Source organism: Fuscibacter oryzae, from assembly GCF_016765795.1.
Taxonomy (GTDB): domain Bacteria; phylum Pseudomonadota; class Alphaproteobacteria; order Rhodobacterales; family Rhodobacteraceae; genus Fuscibacter; species Fuscibacter oryzae.
In genome coordinates, this window is sequence record NZ_JAESVP010000003.1 from 41,785 (window position 1) to 66,621 (window position 24,837).

General features: G+C 62.5%; 28 protein-coding genes. 14 read left to right on the forward strand and 14 right to left on the reverse strand.

Features of this window, described 5'->3' with window-relative positions:
- Positions 1-11 precede the first annotated feature (11 nt).
- A complete protein-coding gene (locus tag JI744_RS06120) occupies positions 12-650 on the reverse strand; it encodes a PAS domain-containing protein (protein ID WP_202658828.1) in 639 nt (212 codons plus the stop codon).
- A 135-nt stretch (positions 651-785) separates the two neighbouring features.
- On the opposite strand from JI744_RS06120, the gene JI744_RS06125 reads away from it, so the two are divergent.
- From JI744_RS06125 to JI744_RS06135, 3 genes are read left to right on the forward strand one after another with little or no spacing between them, the layout of a single operon-like run.
- Positions 786-1,685, forward strand: a complete 900-nt coding sequence (locus JI744_RS06125) for a YicC/YloC family endoribonuclease (RefSeq protein WP_202658829.1) — start codon at positions 786-788, stop codon at positions 1,683-1,685.
- A 2-nt stretch (positions 1,686-1,687) separates the two neighbouring features.
- Positions 1,688-2,335: a guanylate kinase gene (gene gmk / locus JI744_RS06130; protein ID WP_407927512.1), complete on the forward strand. Its 648-nt coding sequence runs from the start codon at positions 1,688-1,690 to the stop codon at positions 2,333-2,335.
- Positions 2,332-2,853 carry a gamma carbonic anhydrase family protein gene (locus tag JI744_RS06135; RefSeq protein ID WP_202658831.1) on the forward strand — a complete coding sequence of 174 codons (522 nt, stop codon included), beginning with the start codon at positions 2,332-2,334 and terminating at the stop codon, positions 2,851-2,853. The genes gmk and JI744_RS06135 overlap by 4 nt, the downstream gene beginning before the upstream one ends.
- Positions 2,854-2,907: 54 nt before the next feature.
- On the opposite strand, the gene JI744_RS06140 is transcribed toward JI744_RS06135, so the two are convergent.
- The 5 genes from JI744_RS06140 to gap (JI744_RS06160) all read right to left on the reverse strand — a co-directional run bounded on the left by JI744_RS06140 (position 2,908) and on the right by gap (JI744_RS06160) (position 6,229).
- Complete coding sequence (locus JI744_RS06140) at positions 2,908-3,069, reverse strand: DUF1127 domain-containing protein (protein WP_202658832.1); 162 nt, start codon at positions 3,067-3,069, stop codon at positions 2,908-2,910.
- 193 nt (positions 3,070-3,262) lie between these two features.
- Positions 3,263-4,267 carry a type I glyceraldehyde-3-phosphate dehydrogenase gene (gene gap / locus JI744_RS06145; protein WP_202658833.1) on the reverse strand — a complete coding sequence of 335 codons (1,005 nt, stop codon included), beginning with the start codon at positions 4,265-4,267 and terminating at the stop codon, positions 3,263-3,265.
- Positions 4,268-4,362: 95 nt separating this feature from the next.
- Positions 4,363-4,506 (reverse strand): hypothetical protein, encoded by a 144-nt coding sequence (locus JI744_RS06150; RefSeq protein ID WP_202658834.1) that lies wholly within the window; start codon positions 4,504-4,506, stop codon positions 4,363-4,365.
- Positions 4,507-4,563: 57 nt separating this feature from the next.
- Positions 4,564-5,139 (reverse strand): carbohydrate binding domain-containing protein, encoded by a 576-nt coding sequence (locus JI744_RS06155; protein ID WP_202658835.1) that lies wholly within the window; start codon positions 5,137-5,139, stop codon positions 4,564-4,566.
- Positions 5,140-5,224: 85 nt separating this feature from the next.
- Entirely contained in the window at positions 5,225-6,229 is a 1,005-nt protein-coding gene (gene gap, locus JI744_RS06160; RefSeq protein ID WP_202658836.1) for a type I glyceraldehyde-3-phosphate dehydrogenase, read from the reverse strand.
- 180 nt (positions 6,230-6,409) lie between these two features.
- On the opposite strand from gap (JI744_RS06160), the gene JI744_RS06165 reads away from it, so the two are divergent.
- The 3 genes from JI744_RS06165 (at position 6,410) to clpX (ending at position 9,491) form a co-directional block, all read left to right on the forward strand.
- Entirely contained in the window at positions 6,410-7,381 is a 972-nt protein-coding gene (locus JI744_RS06165; protein WP_202658837.1) for a DUF808 domain-containing protein, read from the forward strand.
- A gap of 92 nt (positions 7,382-7,473) precedes the next feature.
- Entirely contained in the window at positions 7,474-8,103 is a 630-nt protein-coding gene (locus JI744_RS06170; protein ID WP_202658838.1) for an ATP-dependent Clp protease proteolytic subunit, read from the forward strand.
- 119 nt (positions 8,104-8,222) lie between these two features.
- Positions 8,223-9,491: an ATP-dependent Clp protease ATP-binding subunit ClpX gene (gene clpX, locus JI744_RS06175; protein WP_202658839.1), complete on the forward strand. Its 1,269-nt coding sequence runs from the start codon at positions 8,223-8,225 to the stop codon at positions 9,489-9,491.
- Positions 9,492-9,537: 46 nt separating this feature from the next.
- On the opposite strand, the gene JI744_RS06180 is transcribed toward clpX, so the two are convergent.
- Positions 9,538-9,834, reverse strand: a complete 297-nt coding sequence (locus tag JI744_RS06180; protein WP_202658840.1) for a DUF2218 domain-containing protein — start codon at positions 9,832-9,834, stop codon at positions 9,538-9,540.
- 138 nt (positions 9,835-9,972) lie between these two features.
- Here JI744_RS06180 and JI744_RS06185 point away from each other — a divergent pair, with 138 nt between their 5' ends.
- The 3 genes from JI744_RS06185 to JI744_RS06195 are packed head-to-tail and all read left to right on the forward strand — an operon-like array spanning position 9,973 to position 11,257.
- Positions 9,973-10,347, forward strand: a complete 375-nt coding sequence (locus tag JI744_RS06185; protein ID WP_202658841.1) for an NADH:ubiquinone oxidoreductase subunit NDUFA12 — start codon at positions 9,973-9,975, stop codon at positions 10,345-10,347.
- Positions 10,347-10,823 carry an outer membrane lipid asymmetry maintenance protein MlaD gene (gene mlaD / locus JI744_RS06190; RefSeq protein WP_202658842.1) on the forward strand — a complete coding sequence of 159 codons (477 nt, stop codon included), beginning with the start codon at positions 10,347-10,349 and terminating at the stop codon, positions 10,821-10,823. Before JI744_RS06185 ends, mlaD begins: the two co-directional genes overlap by 1 nt.
- Entirely contained in the window at positions 10,820-11,257 is a 438-nt protein-coding gene (locus JI744_RS06195; protein ID WP_202658843.1) for a DUF2155 domain-containing protein, read from the forward strand. The genes mlaD and JI744_RS06195 overlap by 4 nt, the downstream gene beginning before the upstream one ends.
- Here JI744_RS06195 and aat read toward each other — a convergent pair.
- From aat to accB, 3 genes are read right to left on the reverse strand one after another with little or no spacing between them, the layout of a single operon-like run.
- Positions 11,212-11,850: a leucyl/phenylalanyl-tRNA--protein transferase gene (gene aat / locus JI744_RS06200; protein WP_236019298.1), complete on the reverse strand. Its 639-nt coding sequence runs from the start codon at positions 11,848-11,850 to the stop codon at positions 11,212-11,214. The two genes, JI744_RS06195 and aat, sit on opposite strands and share 46 nt — an antisense overlap.
- Positions 11,851-11,905: 55 nt before the next feature.
- Positions 11,906-13,252, reverse strand: a complete 1,347-nt coding sequence (gene accC, locus JI744_RS06205; protein WP_202658845.1) for an acetyl-CoA carboxylase biotin carboxylase subunit — start codon at positions 13,250-13,252, stop codon at positions 11,906-11,908.
- A 4-nt stretch (positions 13,253-13,256) separates the two neighbouring features.
- Positions 13,257-13,736: an acetyl-CoA carboxylase biotin carboxyl carrier protein gene (gene accB, locus JI744_RS06210; RefSeq protein WP_202658846.1), complete on the reverse strand. Its 480-nt coding sequence runs from the start codon at positions 13,734-13,736 to the stop codon at positions 13,257-13,259.
- Positions 13,737-13,949: 213 nt separating this feature from the next.
- Here accB and JI744_RS06215 point away from each other — a divergent pair, with 213 nt between their 5' ends.
- The 5 genes from JI744_RS06215 (at position 13,950) to JI744_RS06235 (ending at position 20,126) form a co-directional block, all read left to right on the forward strand.
- On the forward strand, positions 13,950-15,284 hold the full coding sequence (locus tag JI744_RS06215; RefSeq protein ID WP_202658847.1) for an NAD(P)-dependent oxidoreductase: 1,335 nt from the start codon (positions 13,950-13,952) through the stop codon (positions 15,282-15,284).
- Between the two features lie 27 nt (positions 15,285-15,311).
- On the forward strand, positions 15,312-16,142 hold the full coding sequence (locus tag JI744_RS06220; RefSeq protein ID WP_202658848.1) for a class I SAM-dependent methyltransferase: 831 nt from the start codon (positions 15,312-15,314) through the stop codon (positions 16,140-16,142).
- A 20-nt stretch (positions 16,143-16,162) separates the two neighbouring features.
- On the forward strand, positions 16,163-17,461 hold the full coding sequence (gene preA / locus JI744_RS06225; RefSeq protein WP_202658849.1) for an NAD-dependent dihydropyrimidine dehydrogenase subunit PreA: 1,299 nt from the start codon (positions 16,163-16,165) through the stop codon (positions 17,459-17,461).
- Between the two features lie 86 nt (positions 17,462-17,547).
- Entirely contained in the window at positions 17,548-19,107 is a 1,560-nt protein-coding gene (locus tag JI744_RS06230; RefSeq protein ID WP_202658850.1) for an AMP-binding protein, read from the forward strand.
- Between the two features lie 38 nt (positions 19,108-19,145).
- Positions 19,146-20,126 carry an LLM class flavin-dependent oxidoreductase gene (locus tag JI744_RS06235; RefSeq protein ID WP_202658851.1) on the forward strand — a complete coding sequence of 327 codons (981 nt, stop codon included), beginning with the start codon at positions 19,146-19,148 and terminating at the stop codon, positions 20,124-20,126.
- Here the strand turns inward: JI744_RS06235 and JI744_RS06240 are convergent.
- From JI744_RS06240 to purF, 4 genes are all read right to left on the reverse strand, one after another.
- A complete protein-coding gene (locus JI744_RS06240; protein ID WP_328756961.1) occupies positions 20,123-22,030 on the reverse strand; it encodes a potassium transporter Kup in 1,908 nt (635 codons plus the stop codon). The two genes, JI744_RS06235 and JI744_RS06240, sit on opposite strands and share 4 nt — an antisense overlap.
- 114 nt (positions 22,031-22,144) lie before the next feature.
- A complete protein-coding gene (locus tag JI744_RS06245; protein ID WP_202658852.1) occupies positions 22,145-22,801 on the reverse strand; it encodes an SDR family NAD(P)-dependent oxidoreductase in 657 nt (218 codons plus the stop codon).
- Between the two features lie 88 nt (positions 22,802-22,889).
- Positions 22,890-23,258 (reverse strand): iron chaperone, encoded by a 369-nt coding sequence (locus JI744_RS06250; protein ID WP_202658853.1) that lies wholly within the window; start codon positions 23,256-23,258, stop codon positions 22,890-22,892.
- 87 nt (positions 23,259-23,345) lie between these two features.
- Positions 23,346-24,821, reverse strand: coding sequence for an amidophosphoribosyltransferase (purF, locus tag JI744_RS06255; protein WP_202658854.1), 1,476 nt, complete (start codon positions 24,819-24,821; stop codon positions 23,346-23,348).
- Positions 24,822-24,837 lie beyond the last annotated feature (16 nt).

A 24,837-nucleotide genomic window follows, 5' to 3' on the forward strand; every position in this document is an offset into this window, starting at 1 on the left:
CTTTTTTCATGTCAGTCGCGTGAATGCACAAGGCGCAGATGGGGGCGGCCAGCGGTGGGTGTAAAGGGGGCCTGACTTTCGGCCAGCCCAAGGATCGGCTGCGCGCTGACCTCTGGCTTTGTTTGCAGGATAGGTTCCTGCACAATTTGGGCGATGCCGAAGCGGCGCGGTTTGCGACCAGTCTCGCCCTGTGTCTCAAGGCATCCCAGCGCCATGTCGGGCTGCCCGTTGGTGCCGGTGATCGGCAGCAGGATCATCCGTCCCTTCAACGCAGGCAGGCCAAGCCCGCGCTCTGCCTCCAGCCACAGATCAAGGATGGCGCGACCGGCAAAAAGCTGACCCATATCTTGCGCCAGACGGTCCCGAGAGGCCGGGGTGATCAGTGCCGACAGCGGCATTCCCTTGACCTCCATCCCCATCAGGTCGAAAAAATGCATTCCGGCCAACCGAAATCTGGCCATACCGGGTGCGATCTGTTCCAGCAGGAAGGTATGTTCCAACGCGCCTGACAGGCCGCGCGGATCAACCAATGTGCGGGCGGGCAGGTGCGTCCCGTCGCGCAGCGCCTCCCAATAGGCGCGGACCTGTTGGATCAGGGGGGAGGTGTTGGTCATTGCCTTGCGTTCCGATCCGGGGAATGTCAGGTCCATCGCGCGCTCCGCTTCACTGTTCCGGCGCGGATGGTTAATCCTGCCGCAGTACTTGTTACCAACATATTAATACACCCGAGCCTTGGCAGTTTCGCCTGTAATCTTATCAAATGGTAAACACCCAAAGGAGCTGCCATGACCCTGTCGATGACCGGATTTTCCGCCCGCAAGGGGCAAGGCGTGGGCCATTCCTGGGCCTGGGACATCCGGTCGGTCAACGGCAAGGGGCTGGATCTGCGGTTGCGGCTGCCCGACTGGGTTGACGGGCTGGAGCTGGCACTGCGGGGGGAACTGGCGCGCGCCTTGCAGCGCGGCAATGTCAGCCTGTCGCTGAAGGTGGTGCGTGACGGTGCGACCGACGGGGCGGAGGGGCTGCGGGTCAACGCGCCGGTACTGGCGCAGGTTCTGGTGGCGCTGGGGCAGGTGGAGCAGGCTGCGATGGCTGCGGGTGTCACGCTGGCGCAAGGAACGGCGGCTGATGTGCTGGCGGTGCGCGGTGTGCTGGATCAGGCGGTGGCCGATCAGGATACCGCCCCTTTGCGCGCGGCCCTGCTGGCCGATCTGCCGGAGTTGCTTGCCGGGTTTCAGGCCATGCGCGCCGCCGAAGGGGCGGTGCTGCACACGGTGATCGCCGGGCAACTGGAGCAGATCGCCGCACTGGTGGCCGATGCGGGCCGCGAGGCTGCCCTGCGCCGCGAGGCTGGTGGCGTGGCTTTGCGCGACGCGGTGACCCGAGTGTTGGCCACTACCGATGCGGTGGATGAGGCGCGGCTGGCGCAGGAACTGGCGCTGATCGCGGTCAAGACCGACGTGCAGGAGGAACTGGACCGGCTGGCTGCCCATGTCGCCGCCGCCCGCGCCCTGCTGGCCGAGCCGGGGCAGGTTGGCCGCAAGTTCGATTTTCTGATGCAGGAATTCATGCGCGAGGCGAATACGCTCTGCTCCAAGGCGCAGTCCTTGGCGCTGACGCGGATCGGGCTTGACCTGAAAACGGTGGTGGATCAGATGCGCGAACAGGTTCAGAACGTGGAATGACCATGACCCAATCCCATCCCCGTCGTGGTCTTCTGCTTATCCTTTCTTCGCCCTCTGGCGCGGGAAAATCGACGCTGGCGCGGCGGTTGATGGCCTGGGATACCACCTTGCGCTTTTCGGTTTCCGCCACCACCCGTGCACCCAGGCCGGGTGAGGAAGACGGGCGGGAGTATTACTTCAAGACGCGCGAAGCCTTTGGGGCCATGGTGCAATCCGGCGACATGCTGGAACATGCCGAGGTGTTCGGCAATTTCTACGGCAGCCCGCGCGGCCCGGTAGAACAGGCGATGAAAGTGGGGCGCGACACCCTTTTTGACATCGACTGGCAGGGTGGGCAGCAGATCAGGAATTCCGCGCTGGGGCGTGATGTGGTGTCGATCTTTGTCCTGCCGCCCTCGATCGCCGAGCTGGAATCCCGGCTGCGGGGCCGGGCGCAGGACAGTGAAGAGGTGATTGCGGGGCGGATGGCGAAATCGCAAAGCGAGATCAGCCATTGGGCGGAATATGACTATGTGATCGTCAACCGCGATATTGATAATGCCTTCAATGAGTTGACGACCATTCTTGAAGCAGAACGCCTGCGCCGCGACCGTCAGCCCGCGCTGGCCGATTTCGTGCGCGGCCTGAACCGGGAGTTTGAGGCGAGATGATCATCGAACTGGACGGCATTGCCCCCGAGATTGACCCCAGCGCCTGGGTCGCGCCCACCGCCGTGCTGATTGGTCGCGTCTATGTTGGGCCGCGCGCGAACATCTGGTATGGCGCGGTTTTACGCGGGGACAATGAACCGATTATCGTTGGTGAAGGCACAAATATTCAGGAAAACAGTGTCTTGCACACCGACATTGGCTTTCCGCTGACCATCGGGACCAATTGCACCATCGGGCACAAGGCGATGTTGCACGGCTGTACCATTCGTGACGGCAGCCTGATCGGCATGGGGGCGACGGTGCTGAACGGGGCTGTGATTGGTGCGGGCAGCCTTGTGGGCGCCTGCGCGCTGATCACCGAGAAAAAGGAAATTCCTGCCGGCTCGCTGGTGATGGGCAGCCCCGGCAAGGTGGTGCGCGAACTGGATGCGGCAGCGAAAGAGCGGCTGCTGCATTCGGCCGAACATTATCAGGAAAATGCCGCCCGGTTCCGGCGTGGGGCGAAGATCGTCGGCTAGAAAACAAAAAGGGGGCCGCGTGGCCCCCTGACGTCATGCCATATCTGCAAGCGATCAGCCGTACACGGCCTGATGCGCAATCTTGGCGGCATCTTCGGGGAAAATGCCAAGGTCCAGCGCTTCGGCGCGGCTCATCGAAGCAATCTCATCGCGGGTACGGCGATAGAGGGCGCGCTTGGTGGCTTCTTCACGGATCTGGGCAACAAACGATTTCATCGGTTCTTCCTTTTCTTCTGCGACCGGAGGTCCCGTATTGGCCCTCACCTTTTTCGCGCATGCAGAATATGGGGTAAGTGGTGGCGCTAACAACTGCGAATGCAGTCTTTCCGCTATGCGTATGGAGCATGGGTATATCATAAAATGAAACGGGCGCCCGAGGGCGCCCGTTATTGTTCCGATGTAACGTGGGTCAGATCAGCTTGCCCATCGCCACAGCCGTATCGGCCATGCGGTTCGAGAAGCCCCATTCGTTGTCATACCACGACAGGATCGAGCAGAAGGTGCCGTCCATCACCTTGGTCTGGTCCATGTGGAAGACCGAGGAATGCGGGTCATGGTTGAAGTCGGACGAGACGTTCTTGAACTCGGTATAGCCCAGAATGCCCTTCAACGGGCCAGAGGTCGCCGCCGCCTTGATCGCCGCGTTGATCTCTTCCACGCTGGTGGCGCGCTTGGCGAAGAACTTCAGATCCACCACCGAGACGTTCGGGGTTGGGACGCGGATGGCGAAGCCATCCAGCTTGCCCTTCAGTTCCGGCAGCACCAGACCCACGGCCTTGGCCGCCCCGGTCGAGGTGGGGATCATCGACAGCGCGGCGGCGCGGCCACGGTAAAGATCCTTGTGCATCGTATCCAGCGTCGGCTGGTCGCCGGTATAGCTGTGGATCGTGGTCATCATGCCCTTTTCGATGCCGATGACATCATGCAGCACCTTGGCCACCGGCGACAGGCAGTTGGTGGTGCAAGAGGCGTTCGAAACGACCAGATCATCCTTGGTCAGCGTGCCGTGGTTCACGCCATACACGATGGTCTTGTCGGCATTGTCACCGGGGGCCGAGATCAGCACCCGCTTTGACCCGTTTTCCAGATGCGGCAGGCACTTTTCCTTGGAGGTGAAGATGCCGGTGCATTCCATCACCACGTCAACATCGCTCCACGGCAGTTCTGCCGGATTGCGCAGCGAGGTCACGCGGATCGGGCCACGGCCCGCATCGATCCAGTCGGGACCAGTGGTCACCTGACCCGGAAAGCGGCCATGAACCGAGTCAAACCGCAGCAGATGCGCGTTGGTTTCGACTGGCCCCAGATCGTTGATCGCGACCACCTCAATATCGGTGCGGCCCGACTCGATAATGCCGCGCAGGACATTGCGGCCGATCCGGCCAAATCCGTTGATTGCCACCTTGACTGCCATTGGACCCTCCTGATGCCCCGGCGCGACTCGCGCGGGCTTATTGCTAGCGCTAACATCACGAAAATAGCGTGACGATCAACGTCAGTTTGCACAGTTCAGCGCCAGAAGGACAGATATTCCACGAAATCGGCCAGTTTCCGCAGCAGGAACAGCAGGGCGGCCCCGTGGTTCAGAAAGGTATCCGCCGCGATCAGGGCGGCGACCCCGGCGAAAAGGATCAGAAAAGCGCGAAGCGACATGCAGTAAACCCGAAAACCCCCGATGGCCCGATTGCCGCCGGGGGTCAGGATACTAGATCACGACCGGGCGCGGCGGCGCAAGGCGGCAAGGCCCGTCAGACCCATGCCCAGCAGCATGGCCGAGGCGGGTAGGGGCACGGGCGAAGGCGGAAGCGCGCCTTCCGTCACCGAGATATCATCCAGCGCAAGGGAGCCGTTGGCGGTATGGGCGAAAAACGCCAGAGTCGTCGTGTCCGACGTGGCGGTGAATTGTGCGATGATCTGGGCAAAGTTGCCGGAGATGCCGGCAATCTCGCTCGCGATCACATCGCCCGCAGACCACCAGACGGCGTTTTCCGAGGATGGCTGTTCGGTCAATTTCACCCAGAAGGAAAGGTTATAGACCGCACCGACCACGGTTTCGAAGCTTTGGCTCAGAACGGATGCGCCGTCGTTGTTCTGTAGCAGCATTCCAAGAACGCCACTATGGGCCGAGACCGTGTTGTCGATCTGGCAACCGCCGCTGGGGTTGCAGGACCAGCCGCCCATTTCATATTCAAACCCGCCGTTCAAAACCAGTTCGGTCGCGGCATGCGATGCGGTGGGCAGGGTGGCGGCAGCGGTGGCTAAGGCAAGGGGGAACAGGAATTTCATCGTACATCTCCAAAGCAGGTGTACGATTTGCCTAGGCCCCCGGCGCGGGCATCTCAATCCGCGCCGGTGTCATGGGTCATCGGGGTCAGGCCAGCAGGCGGCCCATGACACCGGCCACATCGGCCATACGGCAGGAAAAGCCCCATTCGTTGTCATACCAGGCCAGCACGCGCACGGTACGCTTGCCCACCACCTTGGTCTGGTCTGGGGCAAAGATCGACGAATGGGTGGTGTGGTTGAAGTCGATCGAAACCTTCGGCTCGGGGTCATAGGACAGAACCATGCCCATATAGCCCGCTGCCGCCTCGCGGACGATCTCGTTCACGTCTTCCACGGTCACATCCTTGCCCGCCACGAAGGTCAGGTCCACCGCCGAGACATTCGGGGTCGGCACGCGGATCGCGGACCCGTCCAGTTTGCCTGCCAGTTCCGGCAGCACCTCACCAATCGCCTTGCCGGCGCCGGTCGAGGTGGGGATCATCGCCATGGCAGCGGCACGGGCGCGGTAAAGGTCTTTGTGGCGGCGGTCCAGCGTGGGCTGATCACCGGTATAGCTGTGGATCGTGGTCATGATGCCCGATTCGATGCCGATGGCGTCGTTCAGCACCTTGGCCAGAGGCGCAAGACAGTTGGTGGTGCAGGAGGCGTTCGACACCACCAGATGTTCCAGCCCCAACTGGCGATGGTTCACGCCGTAAACCACGGTCTTGTCGGCGCGTTTGGCGGGGGCCGAAACCAGAACCCGCTTTGCCCCGCGTGTCAGGTGAACGGCGGCCTTGTCGCGGTCGTTGAACTTGCCGGTGCATTCCAGCACCACGTCAACACCTTCCCAATCCAGCTCTTCGGGGTTGTAGGTGGACATCACGCGGATCGGGCCGCGGCCCAGATCAAGGGTGTTGTCCTTGACCTTGACCATGCCCGGAAACCGGCCATGGACCGAGTCGTATTTCAGCAGATGGGCGTTGGTCTCAATCGGGCCTGTCGCGTTGACGGCCACGACCTGAACGTCGTTGCGGTTCGATTCCGCGATATGCGCCAGCGTGCAGCGCCCGATCCGGCCGAAACCGTTGATGCCGATGGTAATGGTCATGACGCGCGCTCCAATCGAATCCACGCCTTGCAGATAACGAAGGATGCTGCGTCCGCAAAGAATAAAAATGAATGTTTTTCAATGTGTTAGCGCGAACATTGGGGTTTTGCGCTAACATGCGCCTTTTCCTTGGGCCCCAGCCATCACTATTCTGCCGTTGCGGTTGCAAAGGGGCATGGCATGAGCGGGCTGTTGGCGCTGTTGGATGATGTGGCGGCGATTGCCAAGGTGGCGGCGGCTTCGGTCGAAGACATCGCGGCTGCGGCGGCAAAGGCCGGGGCCAAGGCTGCGGGCGTGGTCATCGACGACGCGGCGGTGACGCCGAAATATGTTCATGGGTTCGAGGCCAAGCGAGAGCTGCCGATCATCTGGCGGATTGCCCTTGGCAGCCTGAAGAACAAGCTTATCGTGCTGTTGCCCGCGCTGTTGCTGCTGGATTGGGCAGCCCCTTGGGTGATCACGCCGATGCTGATGCTGGGCGGGGCCTATCTGTGTTTTGAAGGCGCGGAAAAGGTGTTTCACGCCCTTGCCCCCCATGCCGATGAAGAGGTCGAGGAAGATTTCGACACAAAAGACCCCGCCCATCTGGAAGAGGAAAAGGTGGCAGGCGCCATCAAGACCGATTTCATCCTGTCGGCGGAAATCATGACCATCGCATTGGCGGCGATTCCCGAAAGCGGATTCTGGATGGATGCGGTGACGCTGGCCATCGTCGGCACGCTGATCACCGTGGCGGTTTACGGCGCGGTGGCGCTGATCGTGAAGATGGATGATGTGGGTCTGCATCTGGCTGCGACCGCACGCACCAGGGCCGCGCGCGCCTTGGGGCGGGGGTTGGTGCTGGCGATGCCCAGGCTGATGGCGGTCCTGTCAGTTGTGGGCACGGCGGCGATGCTGTGGGTGGGCGGCAGCATCATCCTGCACGGGCTTGAGGTGACGCATCTTTGGCCCGCGCCATATGAGGCGATTCATCATCTGGCGGAAACGGTTGCAACTGCCGTGCCGGTCGCGCCCGGCTTTGTGGCTTGGGCGGTGACGGCGGCCTGTGATGGCGTGCTGGGGCTGGGGTTGGGGCTGCTGCTGATCCCGCTGGCAACGCGGGTGATTGGCCCGCTGTGGTCCATGGTCACCGGCAAGCAGGCCGCGCATTAGGACAGGTGCCCTTGAAGCCCCCGGCGCGCGCAACTAAGACTCTGGCAATGATCTGCGGCTAACCCTTCATCAAGACCAACAGGCAGGACAAGATGCGCGACCCGATCGACACCTATATGAACACGCTCGTCCCGATGGTGGTCGAACAGACCAGCCGGGGCGAACGCGCCTATGACATCTATTCGCGGCTGCTCAAGGAACGGATCATCTTCCTTGCCGGCCCGGTGCATGACGGCATGTCCAGCCTGATCTGCGCCCAACTTCTGTTTCTTGAGGCGGAAAACCCGTCCAAGGAAATCTCGATGTATATCAACAGCCCCGGCGGTGTGGTGACCAGCGGGCTGTCGATTTACGACACGATGCAGTACATCAAGCCCAAGGTCTCCACGCTGGTGATCGGGCAGGCGGCCTCTATGGGGTCGCTGCTGCTGCAAGCCGGCGAAAAAGGCATGCGGTTCAGTCTGCCGAACAGCCGTGTCATGGTTCACCAGCCGTCGGGCGGGTATCAGGGCCAGGCGACCGACATCATGATTCACGCGCAAGAGACGCAAAAGCTCAAGCGGCGCCTGAACGAGATTTACGTCAAGCATACCGGCAACTCCTATGAAACCGTCGAGGCGGCGTTGGAGCGCGACAATTTCATGTCCGCCGAAGATGCCAAGGCCTGGGGGCTGATCGACGAGATTCTGGAAAATCGCGGCAAGGCTGACGAGGCGAAATAAGGCATTCCCGGCCCGGTCTTGCCGGGTCGGGGCTGTCACATGGTTTTTGCATTGTGGAGGATCGGGGCTTGTCCTAGAATCCTCCGCAACACTCCCCTGCCGGGGACAAAGAGGTAGGCATGGCGACGAATACTGGCGGTGACAGCAAGAACACCCTCTACTGCTCGTTCTGCGGCAAAAGCCAGCATGAGGTGCGCAAGCTGATTGCAGGCCCGACCGTGTTCATTTGCGATGAATGCGTCGAGTTGTGCATGGACATCATCCGCGAGGAAACCAAGACCACCGGCCTGAAATCGACCGATGGTGTGCCGACCCCGCGCGATATCTGCAAGGTTCTGGATGATTATGTCATCGGTCAGATCCACGCCAAGCGCGTGCTGTCGGTGGCGGTTCACAACCACTACAAACGCCTCAACCATTCGAGCAAATCGGGTGAGGTGGAACTGTCCAAGTCGAACATCCTGCTGATCGGCCCGACGGGCTGCGGCAAGACCCTGCTGGCGCAAACGCTGGCCCGCATTCTCGATGTGCCCTTCACCATGGCCGATGCGACCACGCTGACCGAAGCGGGCTATGTCGGTGAAGACGTTGAAAACATCATCCTCAAGCTGTTGCAGGCGTCGGAGTACAACGTCGAACGGGCGCAGCGCGGCATCGTCTATATCGACGAAGTTGATAAAATTACGCGTAAATCGGACAACCCCTCCATCACCCGCGACGTGTCGGGCGAGGGCGTGCAGCAGGCGCTGTTGAAGATCATGGAAGGCACCGTGGCCAGCGTTCCGCCGCAAGGGGGCCGCAAGCATCCGCAGCAGGAATTCCTGCAAGTGGATACCACGAACATCCTTTTCATCTGCGGCGGTGCCTTTGCCGGGCTGGAGCGGATCATCGCGCAGCGTGGCAAAGGGTCGGGCATCGGCTTTGGTGCCGATGTGAAAGACCCGGATTCGCGCGGCGTGGGCGAGCTGTTCCAAGAGCTGGAGCCGGAAGATCTGCTGAAGTTCGGCCTGATCCCGGAATTTGTCGGCCGTCTGCCGGTGCTGGCAACGCTGAACGATCTGGACGAAGGCGCTTTGGTCACCATTCTGACCGAGCCGAAGAACGCACTGGTCAAGCAGTATCAAAAGCTGTTCGACATTGAAGGCGTCAAGCTGACCTTTACCACCGACGCGCTGACCGCGATTGCCAAACGCGCGATCAAGCGGAAAACCGGGGCGCGCGGCCTGCGGTCGATCATGGAAGACATCCTGCTGGATACCATGTTCGAACTGCCGGGGCTGGAGGGCGTGGCCGAGGTTGTGGTGAACGAAGAGGCGGTGAACAACGGCGCCAAGCCTTTGATCGTTCACACCGAAACCAAAAAGAAGGAACCCGCCGCAGCGGGCTGATCCTTTGGACTGGATTGGGAAAAGGCGGGCCTTTGGCCCGCCTTTTTCATGCCTGAACCGGGTTTTGCCAAGCCAGTGTCTCGAACCCTTCGCGGTGGGCAAAGATCGCCAGATGCTTGTCGATCTCATGCTGCGCCTGCGGCAGCGCCTCTGCATCCGGGGCAGTCACGGTGGCAATCAGCTGATCTGTCGTCGTGGCCAGTGACACCGGGCCAGTGCGCAGGGCGATCTGGCCTTGGTGGGTGTCAAAACTGACCTCGGTCTTGTGGGCAAAGTGCTTGCACAACTGTTGCAGATATTGCGATGCCTTGGGGCTGGTATAGGTTCCGGTAGATCGGATCATGTCTCTCTCCATTGTCCCGCTGATACGGTGAAGGCAGCCGGTTCCGTCGCGGGCGAAAACCGGCCCTGCCCATGGCGCACCCTCTGGACCTTGCCCCACCTTTCAGCCATATCAGAGCAAACGACTGCGGAGGCCCCGATGAAATTTCTTCTTCGCCTGCTGACCTGGTGGAACGGCCAGACGCTGGGCACGCAGATCTGGACCGCGCGCAAAGGCGTGAAGGTCGGCGAGGATGATCAGGGCAACACGTTCTATCAGACCCGCGATGCCAAGCGCCGCTGGGTGATCTATAATGGTGAGAGCGAAGCCTCTCGCGTGTCGCCCGATTGGCACGGCTGGCTGCATTTCACCTGGGACCAGCCGCCGACCAAGGCTCCGCTGGCGCACAAGACTTGGGAAAAGCCGCATCAGGAAAACCTGACCGGCACGGTTGCGGCCTATGCCCCTCCCGGTTCGATCCGCCGTGATGTGCCCGTCGACCGTGCGGATTATGAGGCTTGGGCGCCGGAATAATGGCTGAAAACCGTGCCGAAATTCTGGCCGGGGCGGCGGTTCTGGCCGCAGCGCTGGCTTTTGCCATTTACGCCGCCGGGGGCAGCCGGTTGTCGGCTTCTGCCGGAACCTATCCGCTCAAAGCGTCCTTCCGCTCGGTTGAAGGCATCTCGATCGGATCGGATGTGCGGCTGGCGGGGGTGAAGGTTGGCACGATCAGCGCGCTGACGCTGAACCCCAAGACCTTTTTCGCCGATGCCACGGTCGCGGTGCAGACCGGCATCGACCTGCCAACGGATTCCGCGATCCTGATTTCCTCCGAGGGGCTGCTGGGTGGCAATTTTGTAGAAATCGTGCCCGGTGGGTCGCCTGACAACCTGTCGCCCGGGGATGAGATCGAAGATACGCAAGGGGCGGTCAGCCTGATCACGCTGTTGATGAAGTTCGTCGGCGGCAACAAGGATGACAAGGCCGCCGATACCGGGGCAGCACCGTGAAGGTCGCCCTTGGCCTGGCCCTTGCCCTGCTGGCCAATGCTGCGCTGGCGCAGAATGCCGCCGATGCCCCTGGTGCCCGTTTGCGTTTGTTAGACAAGCTGACGGGGCAGGTGACCGATCTGACGCTGGAAAATGGGCAGGCCCAGACCGTGGGCCGCCTGACGGTTCAGGTTGATGCCTGCCGCTATCCGGCCGACAACCCCACCGCCGACGCCTCGGCCCATTTGACGATCCGCGACACCTCGCAGCCAGAGCCGATGTTCAAGGGCTGGATGGTTGCGTCCTCGCCTGCGCTGTCGGCACTGGATCATCCACGTTATGACGTCTGGGTGATGCGCTGCGATGTGCCGGACCGGGTACTGCCCGACGTGCCCGCCGCGCCAGAGGATCAGCCTGCCGAAGACGGGGCCGCAACCGACGGCGGCAACGGCTGATAGCCCGGCGGCTCGAACTGTGCCTGCCGCTCCACGGCCTGTTCCAGCCTTGCATGATAGGCGGCTCGCGGAATTTCCACCGCGCCAAGGCTGGCCAGATGCGGCGTCAGGAATTGGGTGTCAAACAGGGTAAAGCCACCCGCCCGCAGCCGGTGCATCAACCAGGCCAGCGCCAGCTTTGACCCGTTCGTGGCCCGGCTGAACATGGATTCCCCCATGAACGCCCCGCCGATTGCCACGCCGTAAACCCCGCCGACCAGCGCGCCCTCTCGCCACACTTCCAGCGAATGGCAAAAGCCCATCCCGTGCAGCGCATGATAAAGCCGGGTGATTTCCGGGTTGATCCATGTCTCAGGCCGGTCGGCGCAGGCCGCCAGCACGCCGGCAAAATCGCGGTTCACCGTAACCTGATAGTCCGCCCGCAAAATCGCATGGCGCAAGCTACGAGAGATGTGAAACCCGTCGAGCGGAAACACCCCGCGGCGTGCAGGATCAATCCAGCGCAGGTCGGCGGATTCCCGGCTTTCTGCCATGGGAAACAGGCCCATGGCATAGGCCTTAAGCAAAAGCTCTGGGGTGATGGTCTGGGCCATAGCCAAAATCCTTAAAGGATTTTGCGGCGGCGCGGTTGGGCCGCGCCGCGAAGGGTCAGGCGAACTTTTCGGCCAGCCACTTTTCCAGCCAGTGGATGTTGTAATCCCCCGACTGGATATCCGGCTCTGCCAAGAGCATGTCGAACAGCGGGATCGAGGTGTCGATACCATCGATGATCAGTTCCGACAGGGCGCGCTGCAACCGGGCCAGCGCCTCTGGCCGGTCGCGGCCATGCACGATAAGCTTGCCGATCAGGCTGTCGTAATAGGGCGGGATCGAATAGCCGGAATAAAGTGCAGAATCCATCCGCACGCCATACCCGCCCGGTGCATGGAACATCCGCACCTTGCCGGGGCAGGGGGCAAAGTTCGGCAGCTTTTCGGCGTTGATCCGCACCTCGATGCAGTGGCCGTTGATCTCAAGGTCATCTTGCGTGAACGACATATCCATGCCAGCCGCCACGCGGATCTGTTCGCGCACAAGATCGACGCCAAAGATACCTTCGGTGACGGGATGTTCCACCTGAAGGCGGGTGTTCATTTCGATGAAATAAAACTCGCCGTCTTCATACAGGAATTCGATGGTGCCCGCGCCGATGTATTTCAGCTTTTTCATCGCGTCAGAGCAGACCTTGCCGATCTGGGCGCGCATTTCGGGGGTGATGCAGGGGCCGGGGGCTTCCTCGAACACCTTCTGGTGGCGGCGCTGAAGCGAGCAGTCGCGTTCGCCCAGATGCACCGCATTGCCCTTGCCGTCGCCGAAGACCTGAATTTCGATATGGCGCGGCTTTTGCAGGTATTTCTCGATATAGACTTCGTCATTGCCAAAGGCGGATTTCGCCTCGCTCCGCGCGGTGCGGAAGGCAATCTCCAGCTCTTCGGGCGACTTGGCCACCTTCATCCCGCGCCCGCCGCCGCCGGCGGTGGCCTTGATGATGACCGGGTATTTGATGTCCGCCGCAACGGTCAGCGCGGTTTCAAAATCGGGCACCCCGCCATCCGACCCCGGTACGACAGGAATTCCCAACGCCTTGGCGGTTTCCTTGGCGGTGATCTTGTCGCCCATGATGCGGATATGGTCCGCCGTCGGGCCGATGAAGGTGATGTCGTGATCTTCCAGCGCCTGCGCGAAACTGGCGTTTTCCGACAAAAAGCCATAGCCGGGGTGAACCGCCTGCGCGCCGGTAATCTCGCAAGCCGAGATGATGGCCGCCTTTTTCAGATAGCTTTCCGAAGACGGGGCCGGGCCGATGCAGACGGATTCGTCGGCCATGCGCACATGCATCGCATCGGCATCGGCGGTGGAATGCACCGCGACCGACTTGATCCCCATCTCGCGGCAGGCGCGGATCACGCGAAGGGCGATCTCGCCCCGGTTGGCGATCAGGATTTTTTCGAACATGCGCTTACTCGATGATAAACAGCGGGGCGCCGTATTCGACCGGCGTGCCATCAGACACCAGAATGCGCTTTACCGTCCCGGCGCGCGGGGCGGGGATGTGGTTCATCGTTTTCATCGCTTCGATGATCAGCACGGTCTGGCCTTCGGCCACCGTGGCACCGATGGTCACGAAGGGTGCAGCACCCGGCTCGGCTGCCAGATAGCAGGTGCCGACCATGGGCGAGGTGACGGCGCCGGGATGCTGGGCGGGGTCTTCCGGCGCGGCGGGGGCTGCGGCAGGGGCCGCAACAGGGGCAGAGGCATAGGCCACCGGCGCTGCGGCAGCCACGGTCACCACGTTCGACTGCTTGACCACCCGCACCTCCAGACTGTCGTCTTCGGCGTATTCACGCTTCACGCTCAGCTCGGTCAGGTCGTTCTTGTTCAGCAGCTCTGCCAGTGCAGAGATGAAGGCCACATCCGCGTCCGAAGTGTTTTTGCTCATGCCGTCCTCTAATGGCGTCATTTGTCGGGGCTTCGCTGTCCCGCGCCCCGTTGGATTGCCCACATATACGGCACCGCCACCCAGGAAAAAAGCCCATAAGCGGTTTTCGCTGACCCGGCGGCAGATTTCCAAAATTTACCGTTTGATAAAAAATTTGACCCATGCCACGCTGAGGGCAATCAGAAGCAAGCAAACGCTCGCCACGGAGGTATGATGACCAACAGCCCGCTGACCCCCGGCGTGGTGGCGGGGCGCCTGTCGCCCCAGGCCATTGCCGCGAATTTCCATGATCACGAGGCGCCGCTGGACCGCCACGAGGCGCATGTGGCAGCCGACCGCTGCTATTTCTGCCATGATGCGCCCTGCATGACGGCCTGCCCGACCAGCATCGACATTCCGCTGTTCATCCGCCAGATCGCCACCGGTACACCCGAGGCGGCGGCCAAGACGATTTTCGCCCAGAACATCCTTGGCGGCATGTGCGCCCGCGTCTGCCCCACCGAAACCCTGTGCGAAGAGGCTTGTGTGCGCGAAACCGCCGAAGGCAAGCCGGTTGAGATTGGCCGCTTGCAGCGCTTTGCCACCGATACGCTGATGGCCAAGGGCGTGCATCCTTTTGCCCGCGCCAAGGCGACGGGGAAAAAGGTGGCGGTGGTCGGCGCGGGGCCTGCGGGCCTATCCGCCGCGCATCGGCTGGCGATGAAGGGGCATGAGGTCGTGGTGTTCGACGCCCGGCCCAAGGCCGGTGGCCTGAACGAATTCGGCCTTGCCGCCTACAAGACGACCAATGGCTTTGCCCAGGCCGAGGTGGATTGGCTGCTGAAAATCGGCGGCATCCGCATTGAAACCGGCAAGGCGCTTGGCCGTGACCTGTCGCTGGCCGATCTGCAAAAGCACTATGATGCGGTATTCCTGTCGATCGGTCTGGCCGGGGTCAACGCCCTGCGCGCGCCGGGCGAGGACAAGGCGAATGTGCGCCCCGCGGTCGAGTTCATTTCCGAATTGCGTCAGTCCGGCAACCTCTCCTCCCTGCCGGTCGGGCGTGATGTGGTGGTCATCGGCGGCGGCATGACCGCCGTCGATGCTGCCGTGCAGTCAAAACTGCTGGGGGCGGAAAACGTCACCATCGTCTATCGCCGGGGGCAGGAAAAGATGGCCGCCTCTGGGTACGAACAGGAACATGCGACCAGTGCAGGGGTGCGGATTGTGACCCACGCCGCGCCGGTCGCGGTGCATGGCAACGGTGCGGTTACCGAGATTGAATTCGCCTATACCGAAGACACTGCCCAAGGGCTGAAGCAGACCGGCGAGACCTTCCGCCTGAAGGCCGACACCGTGCTGAAGGCCATCGGCCAGACCCTGACCGGCGCGCCCGAGGGGCTGGCGCTTGATGGCGGCAAGATCGCTGTCGATGCCACAGGCCGCACCAGCATTGCGGGCGTCTGGGCCGGGGGCGATTGTGCCACGGGCGGCGAAGACCTGACCGTCACCGCCGTCGCCGAAGGCCGCAATGCGGCGGAAGACATTCATGCTAGTCTGATGACCTGACGGAAATCCTTCAAGGGAGTCGCGACAATGAGCAATTCCGAAGCACAGGTCATATCGCACTACGCCGACTATGGCGGGATGCCTTTGTATGATCGTATCCTTGCGGCGCTTGCAGCCCAAGGGGTGGCGGGGGCGGATGTCACCGCCGAACATCTAAAGGCCGTGGATGAGTTTCATATCGGCGGTGCTGAGGCGACACTCGCTTTGCTGGACCAGCTCGGGATAGGTCCGCAGACCCGTGTTCTCGACATCGGCTCGGGCATCGGGGGGCCGGCGCGGCTGATCGCGTCACGCTATGGCGCGCAGGTCACCGGCGTCGATCTGACCCCCGATTTCGTCGAGACGGCGCAGCGTCTTTCGGCGGCAGTCGGATCGTCTACCAAGTTCATGGTTGGCAGTGCGCTTGATCTGCCGTTCGATCCTGCCAGTTTCGATCTGGCGACCCTGCTGCATGTTGGCATGAACCTGCCCGATAAATCCCGGCTTTTTGCCGAGGCGGCGCGGGTGCTGCGTCCCGGCGGAACTTTTGCTGTCTATGACGTGATGCTGTTCGGAACGCATCCCGATTTTCCGGTGCCATGGTCATCTGGCCCGGAAACCTCGTTCCTGGCGACACCCGACACCTATCTGGGCGCTGCCTCTGCGGCCGGTTTCACCCTGCGCGCCCGTCGTGACCGGGGCGAAGTGGCGCGCGCCTTCTTTGCCGCCATGCAGGAGCGATTGGCAAAGGCAGGTCCGCCCGGCGTCGGACTGCCCCTGATCATGGGGCCTGCGGCGCCCGTCAAGGTGGCCAACATGATCAAGGCCGTGGCTGCGGGCGACATCGCCCCGGTCGAGATGATTTTTGACCGGCGCTGAGCCGCCGCAAGGAGACGCATATGGCAAACCTGACATCCAACTTCGTCGGCATCAAATCCCCCAACCCGTTCTGGCTGGCCAGCGCCCCGCCGACCGACAAGAAGTACAACGTGGAGCGCGCGTATGAGGCGGGCTGGGGCGGGGTAGTGTGGAAGACCCTTGGCAGCGAGGGGCCGCCGGTCGTCAACGTCTCTGGCCCGCGCTATGGCGCGATCTGGGGGGCCGACCGCCGCCTTTTGGGGCTGAACAACATCGAGCTGATCACCGACCGCCCGCTGGAGGTGAACATTCAGGAAATCAAGGAGGTCAAGCGCAAGTGGCGCGACCGGGCCTTGATCATTTCGCTGATGGTGCCTTGCGATGAGGATAGCTGGAAAGACATCCTGAAACGCATTGAAGATACCGAGGCTGACGGGGTCGAGCTGAACTTCGGCTGCCCGCATGGCATGGCCGAACGCGGCATGGGGTCTGCCGTGGGGCAGGTTCCCGAATATATTGAAATGGTCACGCGCTGGGTGAAAAAGCACAGCCGGATGCCCTGCATCGTCAAGCTGACGCCCAACATCACCGATGTCAGGAAACCGGCCGAGGCGGCCAAGCGTGGCGGGGCCGATGCGGTTTCGCTGATCAACACGATCAATTCGATCACCTCGGTCAATCTGGATGCGTTCTCGCCCGAACCGATGATCGACGGCAAGGGCACCCATGGCGGCTATTGCGGCCCTGCGGTCAAACCCATCGCGATGAACATGGTGGCCGAGATCGCGCGCAACCCCGAAACCCACGGCCTGCCGATCAGCGGCATCGGCGGCATCACCACCTGGCGCGACGCGGCAGAGTTCATGGCGCTGGGGGCGGGAAATGTGCAGGTCTGCACGGCGGCGATGACCTATGGCTTCAAGGTCGTGCAAGAGATGATCAGCGGCCTGTCGCAATATCTGGATGACAAGGGCATGGCGCTGACGGATCTGGTGGGCAAGGCCACGCCCAACGTGACCGACTGGCAGTTCCTGAACCTGAACTACACCACCAAGGCGCAGATTTCGCAGGATGATTGCATCAAATGCGGCCGCTGCTATGCCGCTTGCGAAGACACCAGCCATCAGGCGATTGCCATGAGCGCGGACCGCACCTTTACCGTCAAGGATGACGAATGCGTGGCCTGCAACCTGTGCGTCAACGTCTGCCCGGTGGAAAACTGCATCACCATGGTCGAAAAGCCCAAGGGCTGGCTGGACCCGCGCACCGACCGCCCGGTCGGCGATTATGCCAACTGGACCACCCATCCCAACAACCCCAGCGCACGCGCTGCGGAATAGTGCCGCAAGGTCGGGGCTGACAGGGGCAGGTTGGTGTGACACCCTTTGCCATGGCCGCCGGAGGGGGCGGCCGATGGGAGGCCCGCATGACCATTTATCGCAGCCCGCTGCCGGACATCCGGCTGCGCGACCAAAGCATTACCGACCGCCTGTTCGAAGGCATGGGCGACACGCCCGACCGGGTGGTGCTGATCGACGGGCCGACGGGGGCAGAGCTGACGGTTGCGGCCCTGAAGGACCGCATCCGCCGCCTTGCCGGCGGCTTGCAGGCGCGCGGTATCGGGCCGGGGGATGTGGTGGCGATCCTTGCGCCCAACTGCCCCGATTTTGCGGTGGTCTTTCACGCCATCGCCTATGCCGGCGCGACCGTGACAACGCTGAACCCCAGCTATACCGCGCCTGAGGTGCAGCACCAACTGGCCGACAGCGGCGCGCGGTTGGTCTTTGCGCATGCGGGTTTGCTGGCGGTGGTGGCACCGGCTTTGCATAATACGGCTGTGTCAGAGGTGGTCACCTTTGCGCCGACGCCGGGTCATGCCTGCCTTGACGATCTGCTGGCCAGCCCCCTGACGGCGCAGGTTCCGGTTGATTTTGGCACCCATGCGGTGGCCTTGCCCTATTCCTCGGGCACCACCGGCCTACCAAAAGGGGTGCGGCTGTCGCATCGCAATCTGGTGTCGAATGTCGATCAGGTCCATGTTGCGCTGAACATCCGGCCCGGTGACATGTCGGTCGCCTTCCTGCCGTTCTTCCACATTTACGGTATGAACACGCTGATGAACGCCTTTCTGGCGCGGGGGGCTGGCCTTGTCTGCATGCCGCGCTTTGATCTGGAGGCGTTTCTTGGACATATCGCGCGCCACCGCTCTCGCATGATCCTGATCGCGCCGCCAGTGGCGGTGGCGCTGGCTAAGCATCCGTTGGTTGAACAGCATGACCTGTCCTCTGTCGAGGTGCTGATGTCGGGTGCTGCCCCCTTGGGGGGCGAGGTTGCGGCGGCGGTGGGCGCGCGTCTGGGCTGCAAGATGATCCAAGGCTACGGCATGACCGAGATGAGCCCGGTCAGCCATATCGTGCCGGAAGCTGATCCGCGCGCCGGTCGGGTGGGCCTGACCATGCCCAATACCGAATGCCGTCTGGTCGATCCGGTCACCGGGCAGGATGCCGAACCGGGGGCCGAGGGCGAATTGTGGGTGCGCGGCCCGCAGGTCATGCTGGGCTATCACAACGCGCCACAGGCAACGGCCAGCACCCTGACGCCCGATGGCTGGCTGAAGACCGGCGATCTGGCGGCGTTTGATGCCGATGGCCAGATGTCGATCCGCGACCGGCTGAAAGAACTGATCAAGGTTTCCGGCTTTCAGGTCGCCCCGGCAGAGGTGGAGGCCGATCTTCTGGCCCATCCCGACATTTCCGACGCCGCCGTGATCGGCGTGCCCGACGATCAGGCGGGCGAACGGCCGATTGCATTTCTGGTGCCCCGCGCGGGCCACAACCTTGATGTCGAAGCTTTGGGGCCGTTTCTGGCCGAGCAACTGGCCAGCTATAAACGCCCACGCGAAATTCGGGTGGTCGAGGCGATTCCGAAATCGGCTTCGGGCAAGATCCTGCGGCGGGTGTTGAAGGCGCAGTATCTGGCGGGCTGACCCTTGCAGGCGGGGGGCGGGCTGCCTAGTTTCCCCACATGCAATACTCACTGCTTGATCTTTGCCCCGTCCCCGAAGGTGGCGATGCCGCCATGGCCCTTGCCAATTCGGTTGACCTTGCCCGCCATGCCGAGGCCCAAGGTTATCACCGCTTCTGGCTGGCCGAGCATCACAACATGCCCGGCATCGCCAGTTCGGCCACCGCGTTGGTCATCGGCCACGTGGCGGCGGGCACCCGCAGCATCCGCGTGGGGGCAGGGGGCATCATGTTGCCCAACCACGCGCCCCTTCAGGTGGCCGAGGCTTTCGGCACCCTTGCCACGCTATACCCCGACCGGATCGATCTGGGCCTTGGCCGCGCGCCGGGCACCGATGGCGTGACGGCGCGGGCGCTGCGTCGCCATATGGATCAATCTGATCGCTTCCCCGAAGATGTGATGGAACTGCTGCACTATCTGGATGCCCCCCGCGTCGACGCTCCGGTGCGCGCCATTCCGGGCGAGGGCACGGCGGTGCCGGTGTGGATACTCGGCTCCAGCCTTTATGGCGCGCAACTGGCGGCCTATCTGGGCCTGCCCTACGCCTTTGCCAGCCATTTCGCCCCCGACCATCTGGAAGAGGCCGCCGCGCAATACCGGCAGTTGTTCCACCCCTCGCAATGGCTGGAGGCGCCGCATTTCATGATGGCGGTCGGGGTCTGTGCCGCCGATACGGATGAAGAGGCTACCTATCTGCGCTCATCGCAGGTGCTGGCCTTTGCCCGCCTGCGCATGGGCAACCCCGGCAAGCTGCCGCGCCCGACCGGTGATCTGTCAGAGGTGCCCGCCGCCATGCTGCGCGAGGTGGACCGGGTGTTGGGGTGTTCCGCCGTCGGCAGCTCCGAAACCGTGGCGCGCCGTCTGGCCGAACTGATCGCCCATCACAAACCCGATGAGGTGATGGTGACCGGCATGATTCATGACCACGCCAAGCGCCTTGAAAGCCACCGCATCGCCGCCAAGGTGTTGGCGACGCTTTAGATCGTCAGTTGCTGGCCTAGTTCGATCACGCGGTTTGTCGGCAGGCGGTAAAAGTGCGTCGCATCGGCGGCAGAGCGTGACAACATGCGGAACACATCTTCCTGCCAGCGCGGCAACCCACCTTTCGAGGCGGATTTGAACGTGCGGCGGTTCAGGAAGAAAGAGGTCGTCATGATGTCGAACTTGATGCCCTTCTTCTTGGCCAGCGCCAGCGCCTTGGGGACGTTGGTTTCCTCCATATAGCCAAAGTTCAGGTCGATCCGGGTAAAGCGGTCGTTGATCGGCCTGATCTCGACCCGGTCGGCATTGGACACATAGGGCCGGGTGGACATATTCACGCCGACAATCAGGTTCTGGGCATGCAGCACCTGATTGTGTTTCAGGTTATGGGTCAGAGCCGCCGGTGCCATATCGGGGTCAGAGGTCAGAAATACCGCCGTGCCCGGCACATCGACCAGCCGCGACGATTTCTGCAACATCCCTGCCAGTTGCTCGATCGTCACCGCCCCACGCCGCGCCTGCGCCAGCACATGGGCAGTGCCGCGCAGCCAGGTCCACATCAGCACGACCATGCTCAGCGCGATCATGATCGGGATATAGCCGCCATCCAGAAACTTCATCGCATTGGCAGTAAGGAACAGCACTTCAATCACCAAAAGCGGGCCGACCACGGCAACAACAGCCGGCAACGGCCATTTCCACGCCCGGTAAAACAGCACCAGCGCCAGACATGAGGTGATCACCATATCGCCCGTCACCGCGATGCCATAGGCCGAAGCCAGCCGCGAGGACGAACCGAACGCCAGCACCAGCAGCACCACGCCAATGCACAGGATCATGTTGACCTTGGGCAGATAGATCTGGCCGTACTGGCTTTCCGAGGTGTGTAGGATTTCCAGTCGCGGCAAAAGGCCCATGCGCACGGCTTGCTTCATCATGGAAAACGCGCCCGAAATCACCGCCTGGCTGGCGATCACCGTGGCCGTCATCGACAGCACGACCAAAGGCAGCAGGAACCAGTCTGGCGCCATCAGGAAGAACGGGTCTTTCGCCGCCTCTGGGTGCGACAGGACCAGCGCGCCCTGACCCAGATAGGACAGGGTCAGCGCAGGAAACACCAAGGCACCCCAGGCAATTCGAATTGGGCTGCGGCCAAAATGGCCCATGTCAGCATAAAGCGCCTCGCCCCCGGTCACAGCCAGAAAGACCGAGCCAAGCACAAAGAATGACGCAAGGCCGTTCTGCGTCAGAAAGCTGACGGCGTGCCACGGGTTCAGCGCGGTCAGAATCGACAGATCGTCGCCGACGTGCATTGCGCCCAGAACGCCCATCACCACGAACCACACAACCATGATCGGCCCGAACAGAATCGAAACCGCCTGCGTGCCGTGCTTTTGCACCGCAAAGAGCCCAAGGATGATTGCCAGCGTAACGGGAACCACCCATGGGCCAAAGCCCGGTGCCACGATCACCATGCCCTCAACCGCCGACAGCACCGACATGGCAGGTGTGATGATCGCATCGCCGAAAAACAGCGAGATTCCCACCATTCCCAGCGCCAGCAGCCAGGCGGGGCGCTTTTTCAGCGCCTGCTGCACCAAGGCCACCAGTGAAAGGGTGCCGCCCTCGCCATTGTTGTCGGCGCGCATGATCAGCATGACGTATTTCAGCGTCACGATCAGGGTCAGCGTCCAGATCAAAAGCGAGATCACGCCCACCACATCATCGCGTGTCAGCCCGTCTCGGCTGGCGGCGTGCAAGCTTTCGCGCATGGCATAAAGCGGGCTAGTGCCGATGTCGCCATAGACGACGCCGATACAGCCAAGGACCAAAAGGCCAAGATTGCCAGATGTATGAGAGCCATTGCCCTCAGAATGGTCATCAGTCTTGTCGTCGCCAGACACGCGCCGGAACTCCACGAAGGATGCCGATAGCTAGCCTTGGGGCCGCAGGAAAGCAATGGGGATGCCGCAGCGCCGCAAAACCGGATGAAATTATTGTGATATCAGAGAGATGTGTCAGATATCCGCCAGAATGCGCGTCGCCTCGGTCCGAGGCGCGGACAGGGGGGCACGGTCTTCGCCGGGGAAGAATCGGGCGCGGACGGCGGTTGGCATCGGCGCGGGCGTGGCGATAATGACCTTCGGCCCGATGGTGGCGGTTTCGGTCTGCCAACTGCGCGCAAGGGCGATCTGCGCCGCCTTGGTGGCGCCGTAAGCCCCGAAAAACTTTTCCCCGCCGCGCGGATCGTCAAAGAACAGCGCCGTGCCGCTGCGGGCGCGCAGCAGCGGTTCAACCATCGGAATTAGCGCGCCGGTGGCCCGCAGGTTGATGTTGACAGATTTGTCGAAATCCTTGCCGTCCAGCGACCCGGCAGGCGCAAGGGGGGCGGCATGAATGGCGGTATGCGCCCACAGGTCCACGCCGCCCCAGCGTTCGTGGACCTGTAGGCACAGATGGCGCATGGCGTCTTCGTTGGTCACATCCATCGGCGCCAGCGTCAGGCCGCCCACGCCGGGCAGGGCCAGCGCCTTGATCCGATCATCCACCTCTTCCAACCCGCCGACGGTACGGGCCACCGCAATGACATGCCAGCCCCGAGCGGCCAGCTGCTCGGCCAAAGCCGCGCCAAGCCCGCGCGAGGCGCCGGTGACGAGGGCGATTTTCTGGGTCATGCGGCGCTCCTTGGTGCAAAGAGCGGGGGTTTCACACCCCCGCACCCCCGTGGGATATTTGGGCCAATGTGAAAGGGCAAGGGTGCAGTCAGCGGCCCAATGTCGCGATTTCATCCTGGCGCAGCCGGATGATGCGTTCCACCAGGGCTTGGGGCAGAGGATTGGCAGGGGTGAACAGGACACCGGATTTCGAGGTTTTGAACCCTGCGCAATCGGCTGTCAGTTGCGGGATGATGTTGCCGGAATGGGGGTAAAGACCAAGATGGCGGGCGAAGGCGGCGTAGCCTGCCACCATTCTGCCCTTTGGCCCCGGCTGGCGAAAGCCCGGCATGGCGTAGGACATCACTTCCAGATGGTCGGGCAAGAGGGTGCCGAGCAGGGCGCGCAGGGTTTGCAGGGCCTGCCGCTGGTCAGCGGGCAGGGCGGCAAGATAGGCATCGACTGCGGCTTTGGTCATGGGGCCAGTTTGCTGCGTGTTCACCGCAGGATATGGCCGCGGGCCGGTTTTGGGTAGGGCGCGCGGTTTCACGCACCCATGCCTTGGCTATTCCGCCGCCTTCATCTGGAAGCCTTCCTCGATCTTGTCCGAGGGGACCACCGGATAATCGCCCGAGAAGCAGGCGTCGCAGAACTTTGGCGCGGCGGGGTCACGGCCCGCCGCCTCGCCCGCGGCGCGGTAAAGACCATCCAGCGAGATGAACTTGAGGCTATCGACCCCGATCCAGTCGCGCATCTCATCCTCGGTCATCGTCGCGGCGAGGAGTTTTGAGCGTTCCGGCGTATCGACGCCATAAAAGCAGGGCCAAGCTGTCGGGGGCGAGGCGATACGGAAATGCACCTCGGCGGCACCAGCTTCCAAAACCATATCCTTGATCTTGCGGCTGGTGGTGCCGCGCACCACCGAATCGTCCACCAGGATGACCCGCTTGCCCTTGATAAGCGCGCGGTTGACGTTCAGCTTCAGCCGCACGCCCATGTTGCGGATCTGCTCGGTCGGCTCGATGAAGGTGCGGCCCACATATTGGTTGCGGGTGATGCCAAGGGCGAAGGGGATGCCGGATTCCTGACTGAACCCGATGGCCGCAGGCGTGCCGGAATCGGGAACCGGGCAAACGATGTCTGCCTCTACCGGAGCTTCACGCGCCAGTTCCACACCGATCTGGCGGCGGGTTTCATAGACCGAGCGGCCGCCATACTGGCTGTCGGGGCGGCTGAAATACACCTGCTCGAAAATGCAGAACCGCGATTTGGCGGCCCCGAAGGGGCGTGAGGATTCAACCTTGTTGCCCTCGATGATCACCATTTCGCCGGGGTCGATCTCTCGCACGAAATCGGCGCCAATGATGTCGAGCGCGCAGGTTTCGGACGCCAGCGCCCAGCCAGAATCGCCCACACGGCCCAGAACCAGCGGGCGCACGCCAAGCGCATCGCGCACGCCGATCAGCTTGGTGCGCGTCATGGCGATGACGCTGAACGCGCCTTCAACCCGGCGCAGCGCGTCTTTGATCCGTTCGGAGATCGTCTTTTGAATCGAGCGCGCCATCAGGTGGATGATGCACTCGCTGTCGGATGAGGATTGAAAGATCGACCCGCGCTCGATCAGCTCGCGGCGCAGGGCGGCGGCATTGGTCAGGTTGCCGTTATGGGCGATGGCGGCGCCACCCATCGAAAACTCACCAAAGAACGGCTGCACGTCGCGGATTGCGGTGGCACCTTTGGACCCGGCGGTGGAATAACGCACATGTCCGATGCCGATCGAACCGGGCAGGGTCGCGATCACATCGGGGCGGGTGAAGTTGTCGCGGACATAGCCGAAGCGGCGGGCCGAGTTGAAGCCGTGTTCTGGGTGGTGGGTGACAATGCCACCCGCCTCTTGCCCGCGATGTTGCAGGGCGTGCAGGCCAAGTGCGACAAAGCTGGCGGCGTCGGTCACGCCGACAACGCCGAAGATGCCGCACTCTTCCTTCAGCTTGTCACCGTCTTGCAGCGGCTGAAACGGGTGGGCGGGGAAGCGGCGCATGGGCTCTCCGAATCCT